General features: G+C 69.1%; 22 protein-coding genes. 5 read left to right on the forward strand and 17 right to left on the reverse strand.

The window, feature by feature from the left end:
• Positions 1 to 76 precede the first annotated feature (76 nt).
• Genes hflC through rpiA form a run of 4 tightly spaced genes read right to left on the reverse strand, consistent with a single transcriptional unit; the run spans position 77 to position 4,602 of the window.
• A complete protein-coding gene (gene hflC / locus LOS78_RS05185; protein WP_028711294.1) occupies positions 77 to 1,192 on the reverse strand; it encodes a protease modulator HflC in 1,116 nt (371 codons plus the stop codon).
• Complete coding sequence (hflK, locus tag LOS78_RS05190; RefSeq protein WP_028711295.1) at positions 1,192 to 2,421, reverse strand: FtsH protease activity modulator HflK; 1,230 nt, start codon at positions 2,419 to 2,421, stop codon at positions 1,192 to 1,194. The genes hflC and hflK overlap by 1 nt, the downstream gene beginning before the upstream one ends.
• A gap of 58 nt (positions 2,422 to 2,479) precedes the next feature.
• The gene (gorA, locus tag LOS78_RS05195) at positions 2,480 to 3,880 is read right to left on the reverse strand and encodes a glutathione-disulfide reductase (RefSeq protein WP_230375937.1); all 1,401 of its coding nucleotides are present in this window, start codon (positions 3,878 to 3,880) and stop codon (positions 2,480 to 2,482) included.
• Complete coding sequence (gene rpiA / locus LOS78_RS05200) at positions 3,877 to 4,602, reverse strand: ribose-5-phosphate isomerase RpiA (protein ID WP_028711297.1); 726 nt, start codon at positions 4,600 to 4,602, stop codon at positions 3,877 to 3,879. The genes gorA and rpiA overlap by 4 nt, the downstream gene beginning before the upstream one ends.
• A gap of 149 nt (positions 4,603 to 4,751) precedes the next feature.
• On the opposite strand from rpiA, the gene LOS78_RS05205 reads away from it, so the two are divergent.
• From LOS78_RS05205 to LOS78_RS05215, 3 genes are read left to right on the forward strand one after another with little or no spacing between them, the layout of a single operon-like run.
• Positions 4,752 to 5,894: a bifunctional 2-C-methyl-D-erythritol 4-phosphate cytidylyltransferase/2-C-methyl-D-erythritol 2,4-cyclodiphosphate synthase gene (locus tag LOS78_RS05205; RefSeq protein ID WP_028711298.1), complete on the forward strand. Its 1,143-nt coding sequence runs from the start codon at positions 4,752 to 4,754 to the stop codon at positions 5,892 to 5,894.
• 2 nt (positions 5,895 to 5,896) lie between these two features.
• A complete protein-coding gene (locus tag LOS78_RS05210; RefSeq protein ID WP_028716471.1) occupies positions 5,897 to 6,397 on the forward strand; it encodes a phosphatidylglycerophosphatase A in 501 nt (166 codons plus the stop codon).
• 44 nt (positions 6,398 to 6,441) lie between these two features.
• Positions 6,442 to 6,861 (forward strand): CinA family protein, encoded by a 420-nt coding sequence (locus LOS78_RS05215; protein ID WP_230376971.1) that lies wholly within the window; start codon positions 6,442 to 6,444, stop codon positions 6,859 to 6,861.
• On the opposite strand, the gene LOS78_RS05220 is transcribed toward LOS78_RS05215, so the two are convergent.
• From LOS78_RS05220 to LOS78_RS05265, 10 genes are all read right to left on the reverse strand, one after another.
• Positions 6,858 to 7,901, reverse strand: coding sequence for a low specificity L-threonine aldolase (locus LOS78_RS05220; RefSeq protein ID WP_230375939.1), 1,044 nt, complete (start codon positions 7,899 to 7,901; stop codon positions 6,858 to 6,860). The genes LOS78_RS05215 and LOS78_RS05220 overlap by 4 nt on opposite strands.
• Positions 7,898 to 8,338, reverse strand: coding sequence for a YcgN family cysteine cluster protein (locus tag LOS78_RS05225; protein ID WP_028711302.1), 441 nt, complete (start codon positions 8,336 to 8,338; stop codon positions 7,898 to 7,900). The genes LOS78_RS05220 and LOS78_RS05225 overlap by 4 nt, the downstream gene beginning before the upstream one ends.
• Positions 8,338 to 9,267, reverse strand: a complete 930-nt coding sequence (locus LOS78_RS05230; protein WP_028711303.1) for a bifunctional riboflavin kinase/FAD synthetase — start codon at positions 9,265 to 9,267, stop codon at positions 8,338 to 8,340. Before LOS78_RS05230 ends, LOS78_RS05225 begins: the two co-directional genes overlap by 1 nt.
• A 32-nt stretch (positions 9,268 to 9,299) precedes the next feature.
• Positions 9,300 to 9,743, reverse strand: coding sequence for a MaoC family dehydratase (locus LOS78_RS05235; RefSeq protein ID WP_028711304.1), 444 nt, complete (start codon positions 9,741 to 9,743; stop codon positions 9,300 to 9,302).
• 108 nt (positions 9,744 to 9,851) lie between these two features.
• Positions 9,852 to 10,721 (reverse strand): TIGR01459 family HAD-type hydrolase, encoded by an 870-nt coding sequence (locus tag LOS78_RS05240; RefSeq protein WP_230375946.1) that lies wholly within the window; start codon positions 10,719 to 10,721, stop codon positions 9,852 to 9,854.
• A gap of 16 nt (positions 10,722 to 10,737) precedes the next feature.
• On the reverse strand, positions 10,738 to 11,658 hold the full coding sequence (locus tag LOS78_RS05245) for a manganese-dependent inorganic pyrophosphatase (protein WP_028711306.1): 921 nt from the start codon (positions 11,656 to 11,658) through the stop codon (positions 10,738 to 10,740).
• 66 nt (positions 11,659 to 11,724) lie between these two features.
• On the reverse strand, positions 11,725 to 12,366 hold the full coding sequence (locus LOS78_RS05250) for a DUF1345 domain-containing protein (RefSeq protein ID WP_230375948.1): 642 nt from the start codon (positions 12,364 to 12,366) through the stop codon (positions 11,725 to 11,727).
• Positions 12,366 to 12,701, reverse strand: coding sequence for a DUF4440 domain-containing protein (locus LOS78_RS05255; protein ID WP_028711308.1), 336 nt, complete (start codon positions 12,699 to 12,701; stop codon positions 12,366 to 12,368). Before LOS78_RS05255 ends, LOS78_RS05250 begins: the two co-directional genes overlap by 1 nt.
• Positions 12,691 to 13,734, reverse strand: a complete 1,044-nt coding sequence (locus LOS78_RS05260; protein ID WP_028711309.1) for a TraB/GumN family protein — start codon at positions 13,732 to 13,734, stop codon at positions 12,691 to 12,693. The genes LOS78_RS05255 and LOS78_RS05260 overlap by 11 nt, the downstream gene beginning before the upstream one ends.
• Before the next feature lie 66 nt (positions 13,735 to 13,800).
• The gene (locus LOS78_RS05265; RefSeq protein WP_028711310.1) at positions 13,801 to 15,102 is read right to left on the reverse strand and encodes a glycosyltransferase family 4 protein; all 1,302 of its coding nucleotides are present in this window, start codon (positions 15,100 to 15,102) and stop codon (positions 13,801 to 13,803) included.
• A gap of 197 nt (positions 15,103 to 15,299) precedes the next feature.
• Here LOS78_RS05265 and LOS78_RS05270 point away from each other — a divergent pair, with 197 nt between their 5' ends.
• Together LOS78_RS05270 and groL are read left to right on the forward strand one after the other, a co-directional pair.
• Positions 15,300 to 15,587 carry a co-chaperone GroES gene (locus tag LOS78_RS05270; protein WP_028711311.1) on the forward strand — a complete coding sequence of 96 codons (288 nt, stop codon included), beginning with the start codon at positions 15,300 to 15,302 and terminating at the stop codon, positions 15,585 to 15,587.
• Positions 15,588 to 15,625: 38 nt separating this feature from the next.
• A complete protein-coding gene (gene groL / locus LOS78_RS05275; protein ID WP_028711312.1) occupies positions 15,626 to 17,263 on the forward strand; it encodes a chaperonin GroEL in 1,638 nt (545 codons plus the stop codon).
• A 626-nt stretch (positions 17,264 to 17,889) separates the two neighbouring features.
• Here the strand turns inward: groL and LOS78_RS05280 are convergent.
• The 3 genes from LOS78_RS05280 to LOS78_RS05290 all read right to left on the reverse strand — a co-directional run bounded on the left by LOS78_RS05280 (position 17,890) and on the right by LOS78_RS05290 (position 18,657).
• Entirely contained in the window at positions 17,890 to 18,039 is a 150-nt protein-coding gene (locus tag LOS78_RS05280; RefSeq protein ID WP_156929399.1) for a hypothetical protein, read from the reverse strand.
• Between the two features lie 134 nt (positions 18,040 to 18,173).
• The gene (locus tag LOS78_RS05285) at positions 18,174 to 18,383 is read right to left on the reverse strand and encodes a hypothetical protein (protein WP_230375949.1); all 210 of its coding nucleotides are present in this window, start codon (positions 18,381 to 18,383) and stop codon (positions 18,174 to 18,176) included.
• A gap of 67 nt (positions 18,384 to 18,450) precedes the next feature.
• The gene (locus LOS78_RS05290; RefSeq protein WP_028711314.1) at positions 18,451 to 18,657 is read right to left on the reverse strand and encodes a cold-shock protein; all 207 of its coding nucleotides are present in this window, start codon (positions 18,655 to 18,657) and stop codon (positions 18,451 to 18,453) included.
• Between the last annotated feature and the right edge of the window lie 187 nt (positions 18,658 to 18,844).

Here is an 18,844-nt window from a genome sequence, read left to right on the forward strand (position 1 = left end):
CATGGAAAAAGGCGGGGCGCAGATGCGTCCCGCCTTTCCTGTTGCTGCCGGGCTTCCGTCGGGGCCGGCGTCCCGATCAATCCGCCGGAAGCGGCGCCGGAGGCACCACGGGGTCCTCCTGCGGCGGCGCGGCCAGCGATTCCGGCAGCGGCGTCAGCGTCACGCCGGCACCGGCGCCCAGCGGCTCGCCCTCGCGATTGGTCTCGGTCGGGGCGACGGCCTCGCCGGGTGCGATCGCGCCCGAGCTCTCGGCCTCGGCTTCGTCCTCGTCCGCGGCGGGGGTCGAGGCCGGCCGGGGCACCGGCACCGGATTGGCCCGGTCGGCCCCGTCGTTGCGCAGGTAGTCGAAGAACTCGCCCTGCGGCTGGATCACCAGCGAGCTGTTCTCGCCCCGCAGCGCCCGCTCATAGGAGGTCATCGAGCGGGTGAAGGCAAAGAACTCGGGGTCGCGGCCGAAGGCATCGGCATAGATGGCGTTGCGGCGGGCATCGGCTTCGCCGCGCACCACCTCGGCGCGCTTCCGCGCCTCGGAGGTCAGCTCGACCACGGTGCGGTCGGCGGCGGCGCGGACGCGCTGCGCGGCCTCGCCACCGCGGGCGATCTCGTCGGCGGCCTCGCGCTCGCGCTCGGCACGCATCCGGGCATAGGTCGCGGTCAGGTTCTGCTCGGGCAGGTCGGTGCGGGTCAGGCGCACGTCGATGACGCGGATGCCCAGGTCGCGGGCATCGTCGCGCGACAGGTCGCGGATGCGATTCATCAACGGCGTCCGGTCGTCCGACAGCACCGTGGTCGAGGGCACCGAGCCCAGCACCTGCCGGATCGCATTGGTCACGATCGGCTCAAGCCGGCGCTGCGCGAATTCGATGCCGCCCGCACCCACCGCGCGGCGGAACTGCACCACGTCGGTGATCTGCCAGCGCGCGAAGGCATCGACCACCAGACGGCGGTCGTCCAGCGGCGTGACCTCCATCGGCGGGGTCGGCAGGCCGAGGATGCGGGCGTCGTATTTCACCACATTGTCGAGGAAGGGCACCTTGACGCCCAGGCCCGGCTCCTCGCGCACGTCGACCACTTCGCCGAAGCGCAGGACAAGCGCCTTTTCACGCACATCGACGATATAGAGCGAGGAGATGACCAGGACCGCCACCACGACCAGGAAGGGCAGCGCCAGAAGCGAGATTGCACGGTTCATCACTGGTTCCCCCCGCTGGTGTTGCCCGAATTGGCGTTGCCCGTATTGCGGTTGCCGGAAGCCGGCGCCCCGCTGCGCAACTGATCCAGCGGCAGATAGGGCACCACGCCCGGCCCCGCCTCGCCGTCGAGGATGACCTTGTTCACCCCGCCCAGAACCTTCTCCATGGTCTCCAGATACATCCGGCGGCGCGTCACCTCCGGCGCCTTCACATATTCGTCATAGACCGAGTTGAAGCGCGCGGCCTCGCCCTCGGCGGTGTTCACCGCCTCGGCGCGATAGGCCTCGGCGCGTTCGATCACGGCGGCGGCCTCGCCCCGGGCGCTGGCCAGCACGCGGTTCGCATAGGCGTCGGCCTCTTTCTCCAGCCGGTCGCGTTCCTGCTGGGCGGCCTGCACCTCGCGGAAGCTGTCGATCACCTCGCGCGGCGGGTCGGCGCGGTCCAAGTTGACGCGCAGCACGTTGATCCCCGCCTCATAGGCGTTCAGCGTGTTCTGCACCGCCAGCTTGAGGTCGTCGGCGATGGCGCCGCGGTCGCGGTTCAGGATCGGCGCCAGTTCGGACCGCGCCACGATGTCGCGCATGGCCGATTCCGAAACCGCGCGGATCGTGTCCTCGGGATCGGCGAGGTTGAACAGGAATTTCTCGGGGTCCGAGATGTTCCAGACCACCTGATAGGCCATGTCCACGATGTTCTGGTCGCGGGTCAGCATCAGCCCCGAATCCATCGGCCCCGCGCGGCCGGTGCCGATTTCCGTGGTCCGTTCGCCCGAGACCTGCACCACCTCGGCGGTGACGACCGGCCAGGGCGCGAAGTTGAGGCCCGGCTCGCCGGTGCCGACGGGCTTGCCGAACAGCAGCTCGACCGCGCGTTCCTCGGGCTTGACGGTGTAGAAGCTGGAAAAGGCCCAAAGCGCCACGACGGCAAGCGCCGCGATGCCCCAGGTGCCGCGGTTCATCTGGAATTGCGGGCCCTGCGGACGGCGCGGACCGCCGCCGCGATTGCCGCCGCCCGGCCCCTTGCCGCCCATCAGCACCCGCAGACGGTCCTGGCCCTTGCGCACCAGTTCCTCGATCTCGGGGATCTGGTCGCCCCGGCGCGGCCCCTGCGGACGGTCGTCCTTGCCGCCCCCCGGCCCGCCCCAGGGACGCTGGCCGCCCCCCTGCGGCGGCTCTCTGCCGCCCTTGCCATCATCTCCGCCGCCGCCCCAGGGGCCTTGTCCTGCCATAAATCTCGTGCCTCGCTTTACGTCCGTGTGGTTGAAACTGGTGGCTTCGGCCGGAAAATCAAGCCGATGCGACGGGTTTGTCCAGATTTGCCGCCCCGACCCGGCGGGTGGGCCTGCGCATGGTCACAAGCTCTTCGGCCAGGGTCGGATGCACGGCGATGGCGGCGTCGAAATCGGCCTTGGTGGCGCCCATGCCCATCGGCACCGCGACCATCTGGATCATCTCGCCCGCCTCGGGGCCGAAGATGTGGCAGCCCAGCACCTTGTCGGTTGCGGCATCCACCACCAGCTTCATCACCGCCCGCGCATCCGAGCCGGCGAAAAGCGAGCGCATGGGCCGGAAGCTGGCGACATAGATGTCGGCGGGACCGCAGGCCTCGGCCTCCTCCTCGGTCAGGCCGATGGTCGCCAGCTCATGCGGGCGGGTATAGACCGCCCCCGCCACCAGCCGGTGATCGACCTTGCGGGGCCGGGCGCCGAAGACCGTGTCGGCGAAGCTGTGCCCCTCGCGGATCGCCACCGGGGTCAGGTTCACCCGGTCGGTCACGTCGCCGACGGCATAGATCGAGGGCACCGAGCTTTGCGACCATTCGTCCACCAGGACCTCGCCCTTGCGGCCCAGCCGGACGCCCGCCTCCTCGAGCCCCAGCCCCTTGGTATAGGGCGCGCGGCCGGTGGCGAACATCACCGCGTCGAAGATCTCGCTGCTGTCGTCCTCGAAGGTGGCGCGGATGGCCGCCCCCTCGCGGTCCAGCCGCACCGGATTGGTGTTCAGCCGCACATCGACGCCGATGGCGCGCAGCTGCTCGGTGACATGGCGGCGCATCTCGGCATCGAAGCCGCGCAGCACCGCATCGCCGCGATAGGCCAGCGCGGTGGCGCAGCCGAGGCCCTGCAGGATGGTGGCGAATTCGCAGGCGATGAAGCCGCCGCCCACCACCAGCATCCGGCCCGGCAGATTTTCCATCGTGAACAGGTCGTCCGAGATCAGCCCCAGCTCCTTGCCCGGAATGTCGGGGCGCTGCGGCCGGCCGCCGACCGCGATCAGGATATGCTTGGCCGTCAGGCGCTGGCCGTCCGCCAGCTCGACCGTATGGGCGTCGTGCAGCCGGGCGCGCTGGATATGCACATCGACCCCGGCATTGACCAGCCCCGAGGTATAGGCGCCCTCCAGCCGGTCGAGCTCGCGCCCGAGCTTGCCGTGGAACTCGGCCCAGTCGAAGCGGCCCTCGCTGGCGCCCTGCCAGCCATAGCCGCGCGATTCGGCCGCGGCCGCCCCGGCCTGCGAGGCGAAGATCATCAGCTTCTTGGGCACGCAGCCGCGGATGACGCAGGTGCCGCCCATGCGGCTTTCCTCGGCCAGGCCGACGCGGGCGCCGTATTCGCTGGCCGCGATCCGCGCCGCGCGCACCCCGCCCGAGCCGCCGCCGATGACGAAAAGGTCGTAGTCGAATTTCATGCCATGTCCTCGCGCCGCAGTTCCACCACCGAGCCGTCCGGGCAGCCGATGATCGCAAGCTCGCAGATATTCAGGAAAAGCCCGTGTTCAACCACCCCGGCGATGGAGGACAGCTCGGCCGCCAGTTCCTCGGCGTCCGGGATGGATTCCAGCGCCAGGTCCAGGATCAGGTTGCCCTCGTCGGTCAGCAGCGTCTGCTCGCCGCGCTTGCGCAGCAGGATCGGGCGCCGGGTCAGGTCCAGCCGGTCCAGCGCCCGCTGGATCAGCGTCTTCGTGGCCTGCCAGCCGAAGGGAATCACCTCGACCGGCAGGTGAAAGGCGCCCAGCCTGTCCACCACCTTGCCCTGGTCGGCGATGACCACCATGCGGTCCGAAGCGGTGGCGACGATCTTTTCGCGCAGATGCGCCGCCCCGCCGCCCTTGATCAGGTTCAGGTCCGGGTCCACCTCGTCGGCGCCGTCGATGGTCAGGTCCAGCCAGCCGATATCGTCCAGCTCCTCGACCTTCAGCCCCAGCGCACCCGCCAGTTCGGCCGTCGCCTTCGAGGTCGCGGCGCAGCGCAGCTCGAAGCCTTCCTCCCTGACCCGCTGCGCGAGGCGGCGCACGAAGATCGCGGCGGTCGAGCCGGTGCCCAGGCCCAGCCGCATCCCCGGCTCGACCAGCGCCACGGCGGCACGGGCGGCGGCATCCTTGGAAAGGTCGGCGATGGCGGGGTCGGTCATGGCAGGGGTCCTTGGCAGAATGGCAGGCTCGCGTCCTTATACGCAGAAGCCGCGCCATGGGCTACTGCCGGCTGCGTCTTTTGGCCGCGACGAAACGCCTGCCTTGCGGCGATTGCCTCGGGGCGGCGGCTGACCTAAATCTGGCGGCCATGACGATACCCGCCACATATGCCGCCATCATCACCGCCGCCGGCCGCGGCACCCGCGCCGGAGACGGCCCGCCCAAGCAATGGCGCCCTCTTGCCGGGCAAACCGTGCTGGAGCGCAGCATCGCCGCCTTTGCCGGCTTCCCGCGCATCGTGGTGACGCTGGCGCCCGAGGACATGGCGCGCGGCGTGGCCGAGCTTGCCGGCCCGGTCGTGCTGGTCGCGGGCGGCGCCACGCGCAGCGACAGCGTGCGCGCGGCGCTGGAGAGCCTGGAGGGCAGCGGCGTCACCCATGTGCTGATCCATGACGGCGCCCGGCCGCTGGTCTCGCCCCGCGTGATCGCCGGCGTCATCGAGGCGCTGGAGGCGGGCAGCCCCGCCGCCGCCCCCGCCCTGCCGGTCACCGATGCGCTCTGGCGGGCCGAGGACGGGCGCGTCGCCGCCACCGCCAGCCGCGAGGGGCTGTTCCGCGCCCAGACCCCGCAGGGTTTCGCGCTGGACGCCATCCTGGCCGCGCATCGCGCCCATCCCGGGGGCGCGGCGGATGACGTGGAACTGGCGATCCGTGCCGGCCTGCCCGTCGCCGTGACGCCGGGCGACGAGGACAATCTGAAACTGACCTGGCCCGGCGATTTCGCCCGGGCCGAGCGTATCCTGGGGGACGCGATGGACATCCGGCTTGGCAACGGTTTCGACGTGCACGCCTTTACCGAAGGCGACCATGTCTGGCTTTGCGGGGTAAAGATCCCGCATGACAAGGCGCTCTTGGGCCATTCCGATGCCGATGTGGGGATGCATGCCCTGACCGACGCGCTTTATGGCGCGCTGGCGCAGGGCGATATCGGCCGGCATTTCCCGCCCTCGGACCCGCAATGGAAGGGCGCGGAAAGCCACATCTTCCTGCGCCACGCCGCGATGCTGGCCCGGCAGATGGGCTATGAGATCTCGAATGCCGACGTGACGCTGATCTGCGAGCGGCCCAAGGTCGGCCCGCATGCCGGCGCCATGGCGCTGCGCCTGTCCGAAATCATCGGCGTCGAGCCCGACCGGGTCAGCGTCAAGGCCACCACCTCGGAACGGCTGGGCTTTACCGGGCGCGAGGAAGGCATCGCCGCCATCGCCACCGCCACGCTGGTCGGGGGGTGACGATGGAACGGATGATCGCGAGCTTCTTCGGCATCGGCCACCTGCGCCCCGCGCCGGGCACCTGGGGTTCGGCGGCGGCCGTGGCGCTGGGGGTGGCGGCCCATGAATGGCTCAGCCCCTGGCTGGTGCCGGCCGGCGTGGTGCTGGCGGTGCTCTTGGGCTTCTGGGCGGTGCCGCGGGTGCTGGAGGGCAGCGCCGACAAGGACCCGTCCTGGATCGTCATCGATGAGGTCGCGGGCCAGTGGCTGGCCATGAGCTTCACGGTGATCCCGCTGGCGCGGCACGGCGTTTCGATCCTGGATGCCTGGCCCGGTTTCGTCGCGCCCTTCCTGCTGTTCCGGCTCTTCGACATCTGGAAGCCCTGGCTGGTGGGCCGGGCCGACCGGCGCGGCGGCGCGGCGGGGGTGATGCTGGACGACCTCTGGGCCGGGTTGTTCGCCGGGCTGGTCTCGGTCATGCTGGCCGGGCTTTACCATGCGCTGCTGGAGCCGATGCTGTCGTGACCGATCCCGCGGAAATCCTTGATCTGGCACGCAAGCGCGGGGTGATGATCGCCACGGCGGAAAGCTGCACCGGCGGGCTGATCGCCGGGCGGCTGACCGATGTGCCGGGCTCCTCGGATGCGGTGGACCGGGGCTTCGTCACCTATTCCAACGCCGCCAAGATCGAGATGCTGGGCATCCGCCCCGAGACGCTGGAGACGCATGGTGCGGTCAGCGAGGAGATCGCCGCCGAGATGGCCCAAGGCGCGCTGGCGCGCTCGCAGGCCGGCGTCGCGGTCGCCGTCACCGGCATCGCCGGGCCGGGCGGGTCGGAACACAAGCCCGAGGGCCGGGTCTGCTTCGGCCTTGCCGATGCGGGCGGCGTGCGGACGGAAACGGTGGAATTCGGCCCGCGCGGCCGCGCCGCGGTGCGCGCCGCCACGGTCGAGCACGCGCTGGCGCTGCTGAAGGCGGCGCTGCTCTAGGCCAGCGCCCGCAGGGCCGCGGTCACGTCGTCCAGCCGCGTGTCCCAGCCGCAGACCAGCCGGATCGAGACCGGCTCCTCGCCCTCGGCATCCTGGGTATGCGGCCAGAGGTGATAGCAGATGCCGCTGGCGCAGGCCCGGCCATGCAATTCGCGCGGGATGGTGGCAAAGACCGCGTTCGACTCGACGCGCTGATCGATGCGCACCCCCGGCAGCCGCGCCAGACCCAGCGCCAGCTCATGCGCCATGGCATTGGCATGCCGCGCCAGCTGCAGCCACAGCTCACCCTCAAGCCAGGCCAGGACCTGCGCCGAAAGGAAGCGGTGCTTCGAGATCAGCGCCCCGGCGCGCTTGCGGCGGAACTCGAACTCCTCGGAAAGCGCCGGGTCGAAGATCACCACCGTCTCGACGCCCATGCAGCCGTTCTTGGTGCCGCCCAGCGACAGGATGTCGACCCCCGCCCGCCAGGTCAGGTCGGCGGGCGAGACGTCGAGGCTGGCCAGCGCATTGGCGAAGCGCGCCCCGTCCATATGCACGCCCAGCCCGTGTTCGCGCGCCAGCCCCGCCAGCGCCGCGACCTCGTCCGGGCCGTAGACCGTGCCCCATTCGGTGGCGTTGGTCAGGGTCAGCGCCGCATTGCGCCCGGCATGGACCGCGTCGCGGCCGTGGACATGCAGCGCCTCGGCCAGCGCCTCGGGGGTGATCTTGCCGCCGGTGCCGGGCACCGGGACCAGCTTCGCGCCGGCGGTGAAGAATTCCGGCGCCCCGGCCTCGCTGGTCTGCACATGCGCGTCGGCATGGCAGAAGATCTTGCCCCAGCCGGGCGAGAGCAGCGACAGCGCCAGCGCATTGGCCGCGGTGCCGGTGGGCACGAAATGCACCGCCGCCTCGGGCGCATCGAACAGCTCGCGCACGCGGTCCTGCGCCGCGCGGGTGACGCTGTCGCCGCCATAGGAGGGCAGATGGCCTTCATTCGCGGCCGCCAGCGCCGCCATGATGCGGGGATGCACGCCCCCCGCATTGTCCGAGGCAAAGTTCATGCCAGATCCTCGATGATATACTCGTCCCAGTCGTCCTCGGTCACCGTAAGCTCGCTGACGGTCCAGCCGCGCACCGAGGCGCCGGCGCGGTGCACCGATTCGCGATCCCCCGAAATCAGGTAGTGCCAGTCGTAGAGCGGCTTGCCCTCGGCGCGCAACCTGTAGGCGCAGGTCGAAGGCAGCCACCAGGCGATATCCTTGAGCTTCTTCGGGGTCAGGACCACGCAATCGGGGACGAAATCATGGCGGTTGGCATAGCTCATGCATTGGCAGGACTGGCCGTCGAGCAACCGGCAGGCGACGCGGGTAAAGGCCAGCTCGCCGGTATCCTCGTATTCGATCTTGTTGAGGCAGCACTTGCCGCAGCCGTCGCATAGCGCCTCCCATTCCTGCTGATCGAGGCTGGCCAGCGGCAGCTCCCAGAACCGGGGGCGCATCAGCGGGTCGCCAGGATCTCGCGCGCCTGGGCGCTGTCGCGGTCCATCTGCGCGATCAGCGCCGGCAGGCCGTCGAACTTCGCCTCGGGGCGCAGATATTCGACCAGCGCCACCGAAAGGTGCTGACCATAGAGATCGGCGGCGAAATCGAAGATATGCACTTCCAGATTGGGCCGGTTCTCGCCGAACATCGGCCGCACGCCGAGGCTGGCCACGCCCTTGTAGCTGCCGCGGTCCGGCCCGGTCAGCACATCGACCAGGACGGCATAGATGCCCAGTGCCGGCAGGTGCAGCCCCTCCACCGCCATGTTCGCGGTCGGATAGCCCAGGTCGCGGCCGCGCTTGTCGCCGTGCAGCACCTCGCCGTCGATGCGGTGCCAATGGCCCAGCATGCGCTCGGCCTCGCGGGTACGGCCCTCGGCCAGCGCCTTGCGGATCGCGGTCGAACTGTATTCCACCTCGCCATTGCCGACCAGCGGCGCGACGGTGACGCCGAAGCCCAGCTCTCGCCCCAGCCGCGCCAGGACCTGCGCATTGCCGGAACGCTTGCGGCCGAAGCAGAAATCCGCGCCCACGGTGATATGGCGCACGCCCAGCCCGTCGACCAGCACCTCGCGCGCGAAGCCCTCGGGCGAAAGCCCGGCCAGCACCGCGTCGAAGGGCAGTTCGTAAAGATGGTCCACGCCCAGCCGCGCCAGCCGGTTCGCCCGCGATTCCGCGTTCATCAGCCGGAAGGCGGGGCCTTCGGGCGCGAAGAACTCGCGCGGATGCGGCTCGAAGGTGATGACGCCCAGGGGCGCGTCGCAGGCGGCCCGCGCCGCGTCGATCACCGAGCGATGGCCAAGATGCACGCCGTCGAAATTGCCCATGGCGACGGTGGCCCCGCGGGCATCGAGCGGCAGAGCTTTCCAGTCGTGATGGATGCGCAATCGGGCCCCCGATGGGCCGAAGGCCGGCCCTGTCAGTCGAATTTACGGCTTGGCGCCAGGACGACGGCCTCACCTTTCAGGACGACCGTATCACCGACAAGGCAGCGGGTTGCAAGGGTCACGCGGCGCTTTGTATGGTCGATCGCCTCGACCGTGACCTCGGCGCGCACCAGATCGCCCGGCCGCACCGGAGCCATGAATTTCAGCGTCTGGCCCAGATAGACCGTGCCATGGCCGGGCAGCTGCTCGCCGATCACCGCCGAGATCAGCCCGGCCGTCAGCATGCCATGGGCGATGCGGCCCTCGAAGATGGTGTCCTGCGCATAGGCCTCGTCCAGATGCACCGGATTGCGGTCGGTCGAGACCTTGGCGAACATCTCGATATCCTCGTCGGTCACTACCTTCTGCAGGTAGCGCATCATCCCGACCTCGAGATCCTCGATGACGATCGTGCCGCGCGGCAGGTTGTCCAGCATCATTCAGTGCTCCCGATGAGTGGCTCCATGCTGCATAGCAGCAAAAACACCATCGCGCAACAAAATAACACAGTCACCAGCCAGAAAGACTGATTGTTACCGAACCGTTCAGCGCAGCCGGCCGATGCTGTAGGCCGGATCCTGCGAGCGCAGCGCCAGCCATTCGGCAAGCCGGGCCGGGTCGGGATTCTCGACATCCGGGCCGAACTGGTCGAAGCCGAGGCCCCCGGTCACGAACAGCGCATCCAGCCCCTCGCCCGCGGCGCCGGCGATGTCGGTGGCGATGCCGTCGCCGATGGCCAGGATGCGGGCATTGTCCTCCAGCCCCAGCCGGCGGCGCGCCAGGTCGTAGATCGGCGGATGCGGCTTGCCGAAGTAAAGCGACGTGCCGCCCAGATCCTCGTAAAGCTCGGCCAGCGCCCCGGCGCAGTAAAGCCGCTTTTCGCCCATGTCCACCACCACATCGGGATTGGCGCAAAGCAGCTTCAGCCCGCGTTCGCGCGCCAGCATCAGCCGGCCGCGATAATCCTCGGGCACCTCGGTCAGGTCGTCGAACAACCCGCAGCAGACGATGCCCTCGGCCTCTTCCAGAGGCACGCGGGCGATCGGCGGGGCGTCGCGCCATTCCTCGGGGATATCGGCAAAGAAGCCCTCGTCCTTGGGCTGGGCGATGGCCCAGACGCGGCGGCCGACGGCACCGGCGAACATCGCATCCTGCGCCGCGTCGCCCGAGCTGACGATGGCGTCCCAGGCGTCGCGCGGCACGCCCATGCGGTCAAGCTGCGCGGCCACGTATTGCTGCGGCCGCGGCGCATTGGTCAGCAGCACCACCCGCCCGCCATTCGCGCGGAAGCCCTGCAGCGCGGCGACGGCGGCGGGAAAGGCCGCGACGCCATTGTGCAGGCAACCCCAGAGGTCACAGAACAGCACGTCGTAGTTCAGCGCGATCTCGTCGAGCGCGCGGATGATCTGCGTCATGGAAGGGCCCTTCGGGTCAGACGGCCAGCGCCGGGATGATCTGCTTCTTGCGCGACATGATGCCGGGCAGCACCACCGTGTCGCCCGAGACGGCAGCGTTGAAGCTTTTCTCGGCGACCTGCTTCACGAAGTCGTTCGGCACCAGGAGGGTGGCTTCCTCGTTCAGGATGTCGACGATGAACAGCAGCACCTCGTCGGCGCCGTCGGCGGCGGCCACGGCCGGCATGGCGGCGATCAGCGCGTCCTTGCGATCCAGCAGCACCTGCGGCGCCGTGGTCTCCAGCACCGAGACGCGCAGCTGCTTGCCGCCGAGCGCGTATTCCTTGCTGTCCATGCGCAGCAGCGCCTCCTCGGTAAAGGCCGAGACGTCGGACTTGGCCGCGAACATCTCGGCGGCATAATCGGGGATCGAGACGCCCAGGTCCTTCGCCAGCTTCTCGGCCACGAAGCGGTCATGCGGGGTGGTGGTCGGGCTGCGGAATTCCAGCGTGTCCGACAGGATGCAGGTCAGCATGGCGCCCTTGACGGCGCGGGGCGCGCGGGCCAGGTCCTCGTCGCCGATCAGGTCGTGCATGATCGTCGCGGTGCAGGCCAGCGGCCGGATGGTGATGTTGATCGGCAGGCGGGTCTTGATACCGCCGGCCAGCAGGTGGTGGTCGATGATCTCGATCACATCGGCCTCGGCCAGCGAATCGGGCAGCTCGGCGGGGTTGTTGGTGTCCACCACCACGCATTGCTCGCCCGGCGCCACATCCGCGATGATCTCGGGCTTGTCGAGGCCCCATTTCGCCAGCATCCAGGCGGCTTCGGTGTTCGGCTCGCCCTGCAGCACGGGTTTGGCCGGGGTCTTGCGCACCTCGGACAGATACCAGGCCCAGATGATGGGCGAGCCGGTCGAATCGGTGTCGGGGGCCTTGTGGCCGAAAACCTTGATCATGGGGATCCCCTGAAGCTTGGGCGGAAAATTCGCCGGCGTTATAGGGGCGCGGCCCGGCAATGTCTATCAACCCAGCGAGACCGCCGCGTTCACCGCCAGCGCCAGCAGCACCGTGTTGTAGAAGAACGAGAAGGCGGAATGGAACAGCGTCACCCGCCGCATCCGCGTGCTCTGCGCCGTCACGTCGGCGGTCTGGGCCGCCATGCCCAGCGTGAAGCTGTAATAGAGGAAATCCCAGATCCCCGCATCCCCGCCATGGGCAAGGCCGGGAAAGCCCAGTCCCCGCGCCTCTGTCCCGTCCGGCCCGCGCGCATACCACAGGCTGGCATAGTGGAAGGCCATGACGGTGTGGATCATCGCCCAGCCCAGCGGCACCGAGGCCAGGGCCAGCATCGGGCGCAGCGCGATCCCGGCATGGGGGTCGCGGATCGTCAGCAGGATGGCGGCCAGGCTGATCGCCACCGCGCCGCCCGCCAGCGGCACGATCAGCACCATGCTCTCGTCGTCGCGGTCGGCCTGCCGGCGCAGCTCCTCGGCGCCGATGCCGCGCATCAGCAGCCCGGTCAGCGCCAGATAGGCAGCGCAGAACAGCACCGAGAAGATCAGCAGCCGGTCCACGGCCTGCAGCCGGTAGAAGGCCAGCCCGGCCGCCAGGCCAAGCGCGAAGCTGAGCAGGAAGCGCAGATGCCTGCGCAGGTCCTGCAGCATCAGACCCGGGTCTGCTGGTGCTGAAGGATGCGCCAGTCGCCGGCGCGGCGGATCCAGGTCGTGGTGCAAAGCGCGCGATAGGTCTCGGCCCCGGCGCGGCGGGCGGTGGCGTGATAGGCCAGCACGCAGACCTCGTCGGTCTCGATGCTGGCGCGCTCGGCCATGGTCACCTCTTGCCAGCGCGGGGCGGATTGCAGGGCGGCGACCGCCGCGGCGCGATTCAGGATGCCCGTGGGCGCAAAGGCCATCAGGCAGGACCCGTCCAGCTTGCGCGCCGCCTCGGCCACGCCCGCCAGCCAGAATTCGCGTTCCTCGCGCCAGAGCTCATCCGCCATCGCCTTTCCCCTCCACCGTGATCGGGCTGATGGTCCAGCCCCTGTTTTCCAGCAATCGCAGCACGCCATGCTCGCCCGGCAGGTGCAGCGCGCCGAAGCCGACGACCACGGCCTTGCCCTGCCCGGCCGCCTCGGCCGCTGCCTGTTCAATGGGTTCGATCCAGCTTTCGTTCCGCTGGTCCATCAGCTTTTCCTGCGCCAGCCGCATCTGCCCGTCGATCTCGGCCCGGGTCAGCCCGGAATGGTCATAGGCGTCGAAGCGGCCGAATTCCCAGATCTTCCAGCTGTCGCCGGCGAAATAGGTATCCGCCAGCGTCACCGCGTAATCGTCGGCATATTGCGCGGCGGGCATGGCGGCGCGGATCATGTCCTCTTCCTCCTTGGGGGTCATGCCCTCGAAAAGGGTGAAGACCGTGTCCCAGGGCTCCAGCGCCCGGACCGGCACGCCGGCGGCCTCGGCACGCCCGACCAGAAGGTGATCCAGGCCGCCGGGATCGCCCTTTTCCTCGATCACCCGCATCATGCAGGGCGAGACGCCCAGCATCACCGCCACATACCAGGGCCGCAGCCGGCTGGCGATGACCGCCGGCAGGCCCCGCGCCTCGAGCGCCGCGGCAAGCGATTTCCATTCCGCCTCCGTCAGCCGCTCGGGCAGGGTCGGCCCCTCGGGATCGACCAGCAGGGAGGGGTCCGAGGTCATGGCCTCGGCCAGCCGCGCCTCTTCCTCGGGGCCGGCCTCGACCAGCAGCAGGGCTGCCGCGTCGATCTCGGGGCCGAAATGCCGCATGGTCAGGTCATGGCGCGGATCGGCGAAGTGATAGGTGCCCAGCAGCGTGACCCGCCGGTCGCCCTTCTCGGCGCGCCAGAACAGGCCGTGGCGATAGGGCACGCCCTCGGCCGCGGCGTCCAGCTCGGCCCGCCGTTCCGGCGTCATGCGCTCGAACAGGTTCTGCCCCACGCAGTCCTGCGCCGCCGCGGGCAGGGCCAGGGCGGCGGCGGCAAGCAGGGCGGTCAGGATCGGCTTGAGGCGCATCTGTTCGGTTCCAGCAGCATCGACATGTGGCGGGCAGCATGGCACGGGCGCGCTGGCGGCGCCAGCCTAGCCGGGCAGCGGCAGTTCCTGCGGCGGCGGCGCCCCGGCGGCCACCGCGCGCCAGATGCGCTCGACCTGCGCGGCCTTGGCGGACCAGGTGAAATCGCGCATGACGCGGGCCTGCGCCGCCGCCGCCATCCCCGGCAGCACCGCCGGATCGGCGGCGATGGCCTCGAGCCGCGCGCGCAGTCCCGCCACCAGCTCGGCCCGGCTGCCCATGGGAATGCGAAAGCCGGTCGCCTGATCGACCAGCTCGCCCGGCCCGGCGTAATCCGCGACCACCGGCACCACGCCGAGCGCCATCGCCTCCAGCACCACCCCGCCGCCGAATTCCCGCACCGAGGGAAAGACCAGCAGCTGCGCCTGCGACGCGACGCCCTGCACCTGCTCGTGCGGCAGCCAGCCGTGGAACCGGACCGCCTGCTCCACCCCCTCGCGCGCCACCATCGCGCGCAGGCTGTCGCCCTGCGGCCCGTCGCCGACGATATCCAGCGTCAGCTGCCCGGCGCGCAGCAGCGGCAGCGCCGCCTCGACCGCCATGTCGGCCCCCTTGTAGGGCACGAGGCGGCCGATGAAGCAGCCGCGCAGCGGCAGGGTCCCGGGCTGGGGCGCGGTCAGGCTGAAGCGCGCGGGATCGATGGCGTTCTCGGGCAGCCAGACGGTCTTGTGGCGGTACCGCGCCGGGATCTCGCCCAGGGTGTGCATCGAGCCGCAGATGATCGCCGCGGCATGGCGCAGCATCGCCCCCCTGCCCGGCAGCGCCTTGTAGGCGCCGCGCACATAGGACAGCCATTCCTTTTCCCGCCGCCGCTCGCTGTCGAAGCCCCGGGGCCAGGGGACGCCGCCGTTCAGCGGTCCCAGCACGAAAGGCACGCCGGCGCGGGCGCAGAGCGGCGCGATGCGGCTGTTCGCGGTGGGCGTCAGCGGCGTCACCCGATGCACGACGTCATATGCGCCGGCGCGGATCCGCTCGCCGAAGGCGCGCCAGACCAGCCGCTCGAAATAGCCGTAGCCCAGGGTCGAGACCGCGGTCTTCATGGTCCAGCCAACGCCCTTGCCCATGCTGAGCCGCTCGGCCAGCCGCCACATCGGCGCGGCCAGCTTCTCGCTGTCGATGGCGGTGAAGTCGCGCCCCTCGACCAGGCCGGCGCGCAGGATCGCCTCGCGGTTGCGGACCTGGGTGACGATATGGACATCGGCCACCGCGCGCAGCGCATGGGCCAGCGACCAGCCGACCAGCGGGACCGAGACCCATTCGGGGTTCGCCGCCTCGGCAATGACAAGGGCCTTCAGACGCCGTTCCACCATCAGTTCCGCCCGCGCTGCTTCCCCTTCGGCCTAGCCGCGGCGCAGAAAGCGCGTCAAGCGGATTTCGCGATGAAATTTCCCGATCGTGGACCGTTGACAGCCCGCGCGCACGCGCCTAGATGGGCGTCATTGGCACTCACCGGAGCCGAGTGCCAACAGCTGCAACACTGCAACCTGAAACACCGGAGTGTTCTACAATGGCTTTCAAACCGCTGCATGACCGCGTTCTGGTCCGTCGCGTCCAGTCGGACGAAAAGACCAAGGGCGGCCTGATCATCCCCGACAGCGCGAAAGAGAAACCCGCCGAGGGCGAGATCATCGCCGCCGGCGAAGGCGCGCGCAAGGATTCGGGCGAACTGATCGCGCCCGCGGTCAAGGCCGGCGACCGGGTGCTCTTCGGCAAATGGTCGGGCACCGAGGTCACGATCGACGGCGAAGAGCTGCTGATCATGAAGGAAAGCGACATCCTGGGCATCATCGCCTGATCGTCCCTTCCAGATAACCCATTCAAGGAGCGATTCAAATGGCTGCGAAAGAAGTCAAGTTCAACACCGACGCCCGCGACCGCATGCTGAAGGGCGTGAACATCCTGGCCGATGCGGTCAAGGTGACGCTGGGCCCGAAAGGCCGCAACGTGGTGATCGACAAGTCCTTCGGCGCGCCGCGCATCACCAAGGACGGCGTCTCGGTCGCCAAGGAGATCGAGCTCTCGGACAAGTTCGAGAACATGGGCGCCCAGATGGTCCGCGAAGTCGCTTCGCGCACCAATGACGAGGCCGGCGACGGCACCACCACCGCCACCGTGCTGGCCCAGGCCATCGTGAAAGAGGGCATGAAGGCGGTCGCCGCCGGCATGAACCCGATGGACCTGAAGCGCGGCATCGACGTTGCCACCGCGAAAGTGGTCGAGGCCATCAAGGCCGCCGCCCGTCCGGTCAACGACTCGTCCGAAGTGGCGCAGGTCGGCACCATCTCGGCCAACGGCGAAAGCTTCATCGGCCAGCAGATCGCCGAAGCCATGCAGCGCGTCGGCAACGAGGGTGTGATCACCGTCGAAGAGAACAAGGGCATGGAGACCGAGGTCGAGGTCGTCGAAGGCATGCAGTTCGACCGCGGCTACCTCTCGCCCTATTTCGTGACCAATGCCGACAAGATGATCGCCGAGCTGGAGGATGCCTACATCCTGCTGCACGAGAAGAAGCTGTCGTCGCTGCAGCCGATGGTCCCGCTGCTGGAATCGGTGATCCAGTCGCAGAAGCCGCTGCTGATCGTGGCCGAGGACGTCGAGGGCGAGGCGCTGGCCACGCTGGTCGTCAACAAGCTGCGCGGCGGCCTGAAGATCGCCGCCGTCAAGGCTCCGGGCTTCGGCGACCGCCGCAAGGCCATGCTGCAGGACATCGCGATCCTGACCGGCGGCCAGGTGATCTCGGAAGACCTAGGCATGAAGCTGGAAAACGTCACCATCGACATGCTCGGCCGCGCCAAGAAGATCTCGATCAACAAGGACAACACCACCATCGTCGACGGTGCCGGTGAGAAGGCCGAGATCGAGGCCCGCGTGTCGCAGATCCGCCAGCAGATCGAGGAAACCACCTCGGACTACGACCGCGAGAAGCTGCAGGAGCGTGTCGCGAAACTGGCCGGCGGCGTCGCCGTCATCCGCGTCGGCGGCATGACCGAGATCGAGGTCAAGGAGCGCAAGGACCGCGTCGACGACGCGCTGAACGCGACCCGCGCGGCGGTGCAGGAAGGCATCGTGGTCGGCGGCGGCGTGGCCCTGGTGCAGGGCGCCAAGGCCCTGGAAGGCCTGACCGGCGCGAACTCGGACCAGGAAGCCGGCATTGCGATCATCCGTCGCGCGCTGGAAGCCCCGATGCGCCAGATCGCCGAGAACGCCGGCGTGGACGGCGCCGTGGTGGCCGGCAAGGTGCGCGAATCCTCGGACAAGGCCTTCGGCTTCAACGCCCAGACCGAAGAATATGGCGACATGTTCAAGTTCGGCGTGATCGACCCGGCGAAAGTCGTGCGCACCGCGCTGGAAGACGCCGCCTCGGTCGCCGGCCTGCTGATCACCACCGAAGCCATGATCGCCGAGAAGCCCGAGCCGAAAGCTCCGGCCGGCGGCATGCCCGACATGGGCGGCATGGGCGGCATGATGTAAGCAGCCCCGCCTTTGGCGAAGCATTGGGCCGTCCCGAAAGGGGCGGCCTTCTTCATATCGGCAGCCGGCATCCCATCGCCTCACCCCCGAAAACGCAGCAAAAAGAGCGCCTTCAGGTCGCATCGAGCACGCTGAATCGGGTGTCGGTGTCGGGGGGATCGTCAGCCTCGGCGACCGGGCACGCCAATATCGCCGCCGGTCCGCGGCATCGAAGGGGGCGCTGGTGATCGAGGCCGCCTTGTCTGCCGATTTGTTGGTGGCTGTCGGTCGTGGGCATGACCTGCGCCGGCCGTTCATCAGGCTGACGGGAGCCTGGACGGGAACGACAGATGGGCGGGATCGACCTGACCTTGCACCGTCCTTTCCCTGCCGGACCACGGCGTCACGGAAAACGGCGGGCTGGCCCCGATCACGCCCAAAACCGGCCGCGGCCTATCGCCGGGGCAGCCCGGCACCATGAGGCGGCAGGATTTGCCTGGGTTCTGATCGGATGGGAAGTTCGTGGCTGCGGATCTGCCAAAGCCCCCGGCAGCTCGGCTGCCGCGGGGTGATCCGCTGCCGGGCGAGTCCCTTCGCCCCTTCTCGGCCCGCGGACCGTTGCGCGACGGGAACCCGGCGGTTCGGGGCTATCGCGCCCCGGCTGCCTTGCGGTCGCATTCGGCAACCGCCGAGGCATCGTTCTGCTTGTTCAGGAACATGATCGCCAGCCGGCGCTTGTCCTGATGCCTTTGCGTGATCTTCCTGCGGTTCGCGCGTCTGTTGGGCGTTCTTGCCATTGTCTTGCCTTTTCTTGTGTTATTGGGCAGCCCCACCCGACCCGCGACCCGCAAGGGGCGAAGGATGTCGGGGGGACGAACCACGATCCTGGAAACATTGCGGGCGGGCCGAAACGGCTGCCCTGGCCTGCGCCTTACTTCTTGCGCTTGCCGGTGGGCGCGGAGCCCTTGGCGGCGTCCGAGGCCTCTCGGGCCAGCCGCGCGGCGCGCAGGCTGGCAGTCAGTTCCTCACGGCGCCGGGTCTGCTCGCTGATGATCTGCCGGGCTTCCGAGGTCGTCCGGTCCATCGCGGTCAGCGGCGCCGGCGCGCGGAAAAGCCCTTTCAGTCTGTCCTTGGGTGCCATGCCAGCCTCCGCAGGATGGGCCCGGCCAGGATCGGCCGGTCCCCTTGTCGCAATCGGCTTGCCGAAATCAGGCCAGCGCCAGATCGCGCGCCGACTGGCGGCCGTCGCGGCCGGTCTCGATTTCAAAGGTCACGGACTGGCCGTCGGCCAGATGCTGGATATTCGCCCGCTCGAGCGCCGAGATGTGCACGAACACATCCTTGCCGCCGTTCGCCGGAGCGATGAAGCCGAAGCCTTTGGTGCTGTTGAACCATTTCACGGTGCCGTTGGCCATCGTGATATCTCCTTCATGGATTGTCGCCCGCGACATGCGGCGACCCGGCTTAGTCAGATCGTAACACAGTCTGAAGCCGGAAGGAGACAGGATGCGGAAGAAATAACGTAGCCAGCATTACATGGCGCGCATCGGGCCGAAATGCAAGGGGCGAAACTATCTTTGTTCTCCGCGCCGCCGAAAACCC

Source organism: Paracoccus sp. MA (assembly GCF_020990385.1).
Taxonomy (GTDB): domain Bacteria; phylum Pseudomonadota; class Alphaproteobacteria; order Rhodobacterales; family Rhodobacteraceae; genus Paracoccus.

Bases quoted from the DNA above. Each gene is read 5' to 3' on its own strand.
- hflC (WP_028711294.1), bottom strand. From the start codon at position 1,192: ATGAACCGTGCAATCTCGCTTCTGGCGCTGCCCTTCCTGGTCGTGGTG.
- hflK (WP_028711295.1), bottom strand. From the start codon at position 2,421: ATGGCAGGACAAGGCCCCTGGGGCGGCGGCGGAGATGATGGCAAGGGC.
- gorA (WP_230375937.1), bottom strand. From the start codon at position 3,880: ATGAAATTCGACTACGACCTTTTCGTCATCGGCGGCGGCTCGGGCGGG.
- rpiA (WP_028711297.1), bottom strand. From the start codon at position 4,602: ATGACCGACCCCGCCATCGCCGACCTTTCCAAGGATGCCGCCGCCCGT.
- LOS78_RS05205 (WP_028711298.1), top strand. From the start codon at position 4,752: ATGACGATACCCGCCACATATGCCGCCATCATCACCGCCGCCGGCCGC.
- LOS78_RS05210 (WP_028716471.1), top strand. From the start codon at position 5,897: ATGGAACGGATGATCGCGAGCTTCTTCGGCATCGGCCACCTGCGCCCC.
- LOS78_RS05215 (WP_230376971.1), top strand. From the start codon at position 6,442: ATGATCGCCACGGCGGAAAGCTGCACCGGCGGGCTGATCGCCGGGCGG.
- LOS78_RS05220 (WP_230375939.1), bottom strand. From the start codon at position 7,901: ATGAACTTTGCCTCGGACAATGCGGGGGGCGTGCATCCCCGCATCATG.
- LOS78_RS05225 (WP_028711302.1), bottom strand. From the start codon at position 8,338: ATGCGCCCCCGGTTCTGGGAGCTGCCGCTGGCCAGCCTCGATCAGCAG.
- LOS78_RS05235 (WP_028711304.1), bottom strand. From the start codon at position 9,743: ATGCTGGACAACCTGCCGCGCGGCACGATCGTCATCGAGGATCTCGAG.
- LOS78_RS05240 (WP_230375946.1), bottom strand. From the start codon at position 10,721: ATGACGCAGATCATCCGCGCGCTCGACGAGATCGCGCTGAACTACGAC.
- LOS78_RS05245 (WP_028711306.1), bottom strand. From the start codon at position 11,658: ATGATCAAGGTTTTCGGCCACAAGGCCCCCGACACCGATTCGACCGGC.
- LOS78_RS05250 (WP_230375948.1), bottom strand. From the start codon at position 12,366: ATGCTGCAGGACCTGCGCAGGCATCTGCGCTTCCTGCTCAGCTTCGCG.
- LOS78_RS05255 (WP_028711308.1), bottom strand. From the start codon at position 12,701: ATGGCGGATGAGCTCTGGCGCGAGGAACGCGAATTCTGGCTGGCGGGC.
- LOS78_RS05260 (WP_028711309.1), bottom strand. From the start codon at position 13,734: ATGCGCCTCAAGCCGATCCTGACCGCCCTGCTTGCCGCCGCCGCCCTG.
- LOS78_RS05265 (WP_028711310.1), bottom strand. From the start codon at position 15,102: ATGGTGGAACGGCGTCTGAAGGCCCTTGTCATTGCCGAGGCGGCGAAC.
- LOS78_RS05270 (WP_028711311.1), top strand. From the start codon at position 15,300: ATGGCTTTCAAACCGCTGCATGACCGCGTTCTGGTCCGTCGCGTCCAG.
- groL (WP_028711312.1), top strand. From the start codon at position 15,626: ATGGCTGCGAAAGAAGTCAAGTTCAACACCGACGCCCGCGACCGCATG.
- LOS78_RS05280 (WP_156929399.1), bottom strand. From the start codon at position 18,039: ATGGCAAGAACGCCCAACAGACGCGCGAACCGCAGGAAGATCACGCAA.
- LOS78_RS05285 (WP_230375949.1), bottom strand. From the start codon at position 18,383: ATGGCACCCAAGGACAGACTGAAAGGGCTTTTCCGCGCGCCGGCGCCG.
- LOS78_RS05290 (WP_028711314.1), bottom strand. From the start codon at position 18,657: ATGGCCAACGGCACCGTGAAATGGTTCAACAGCACCAAAGGCTTCGGC.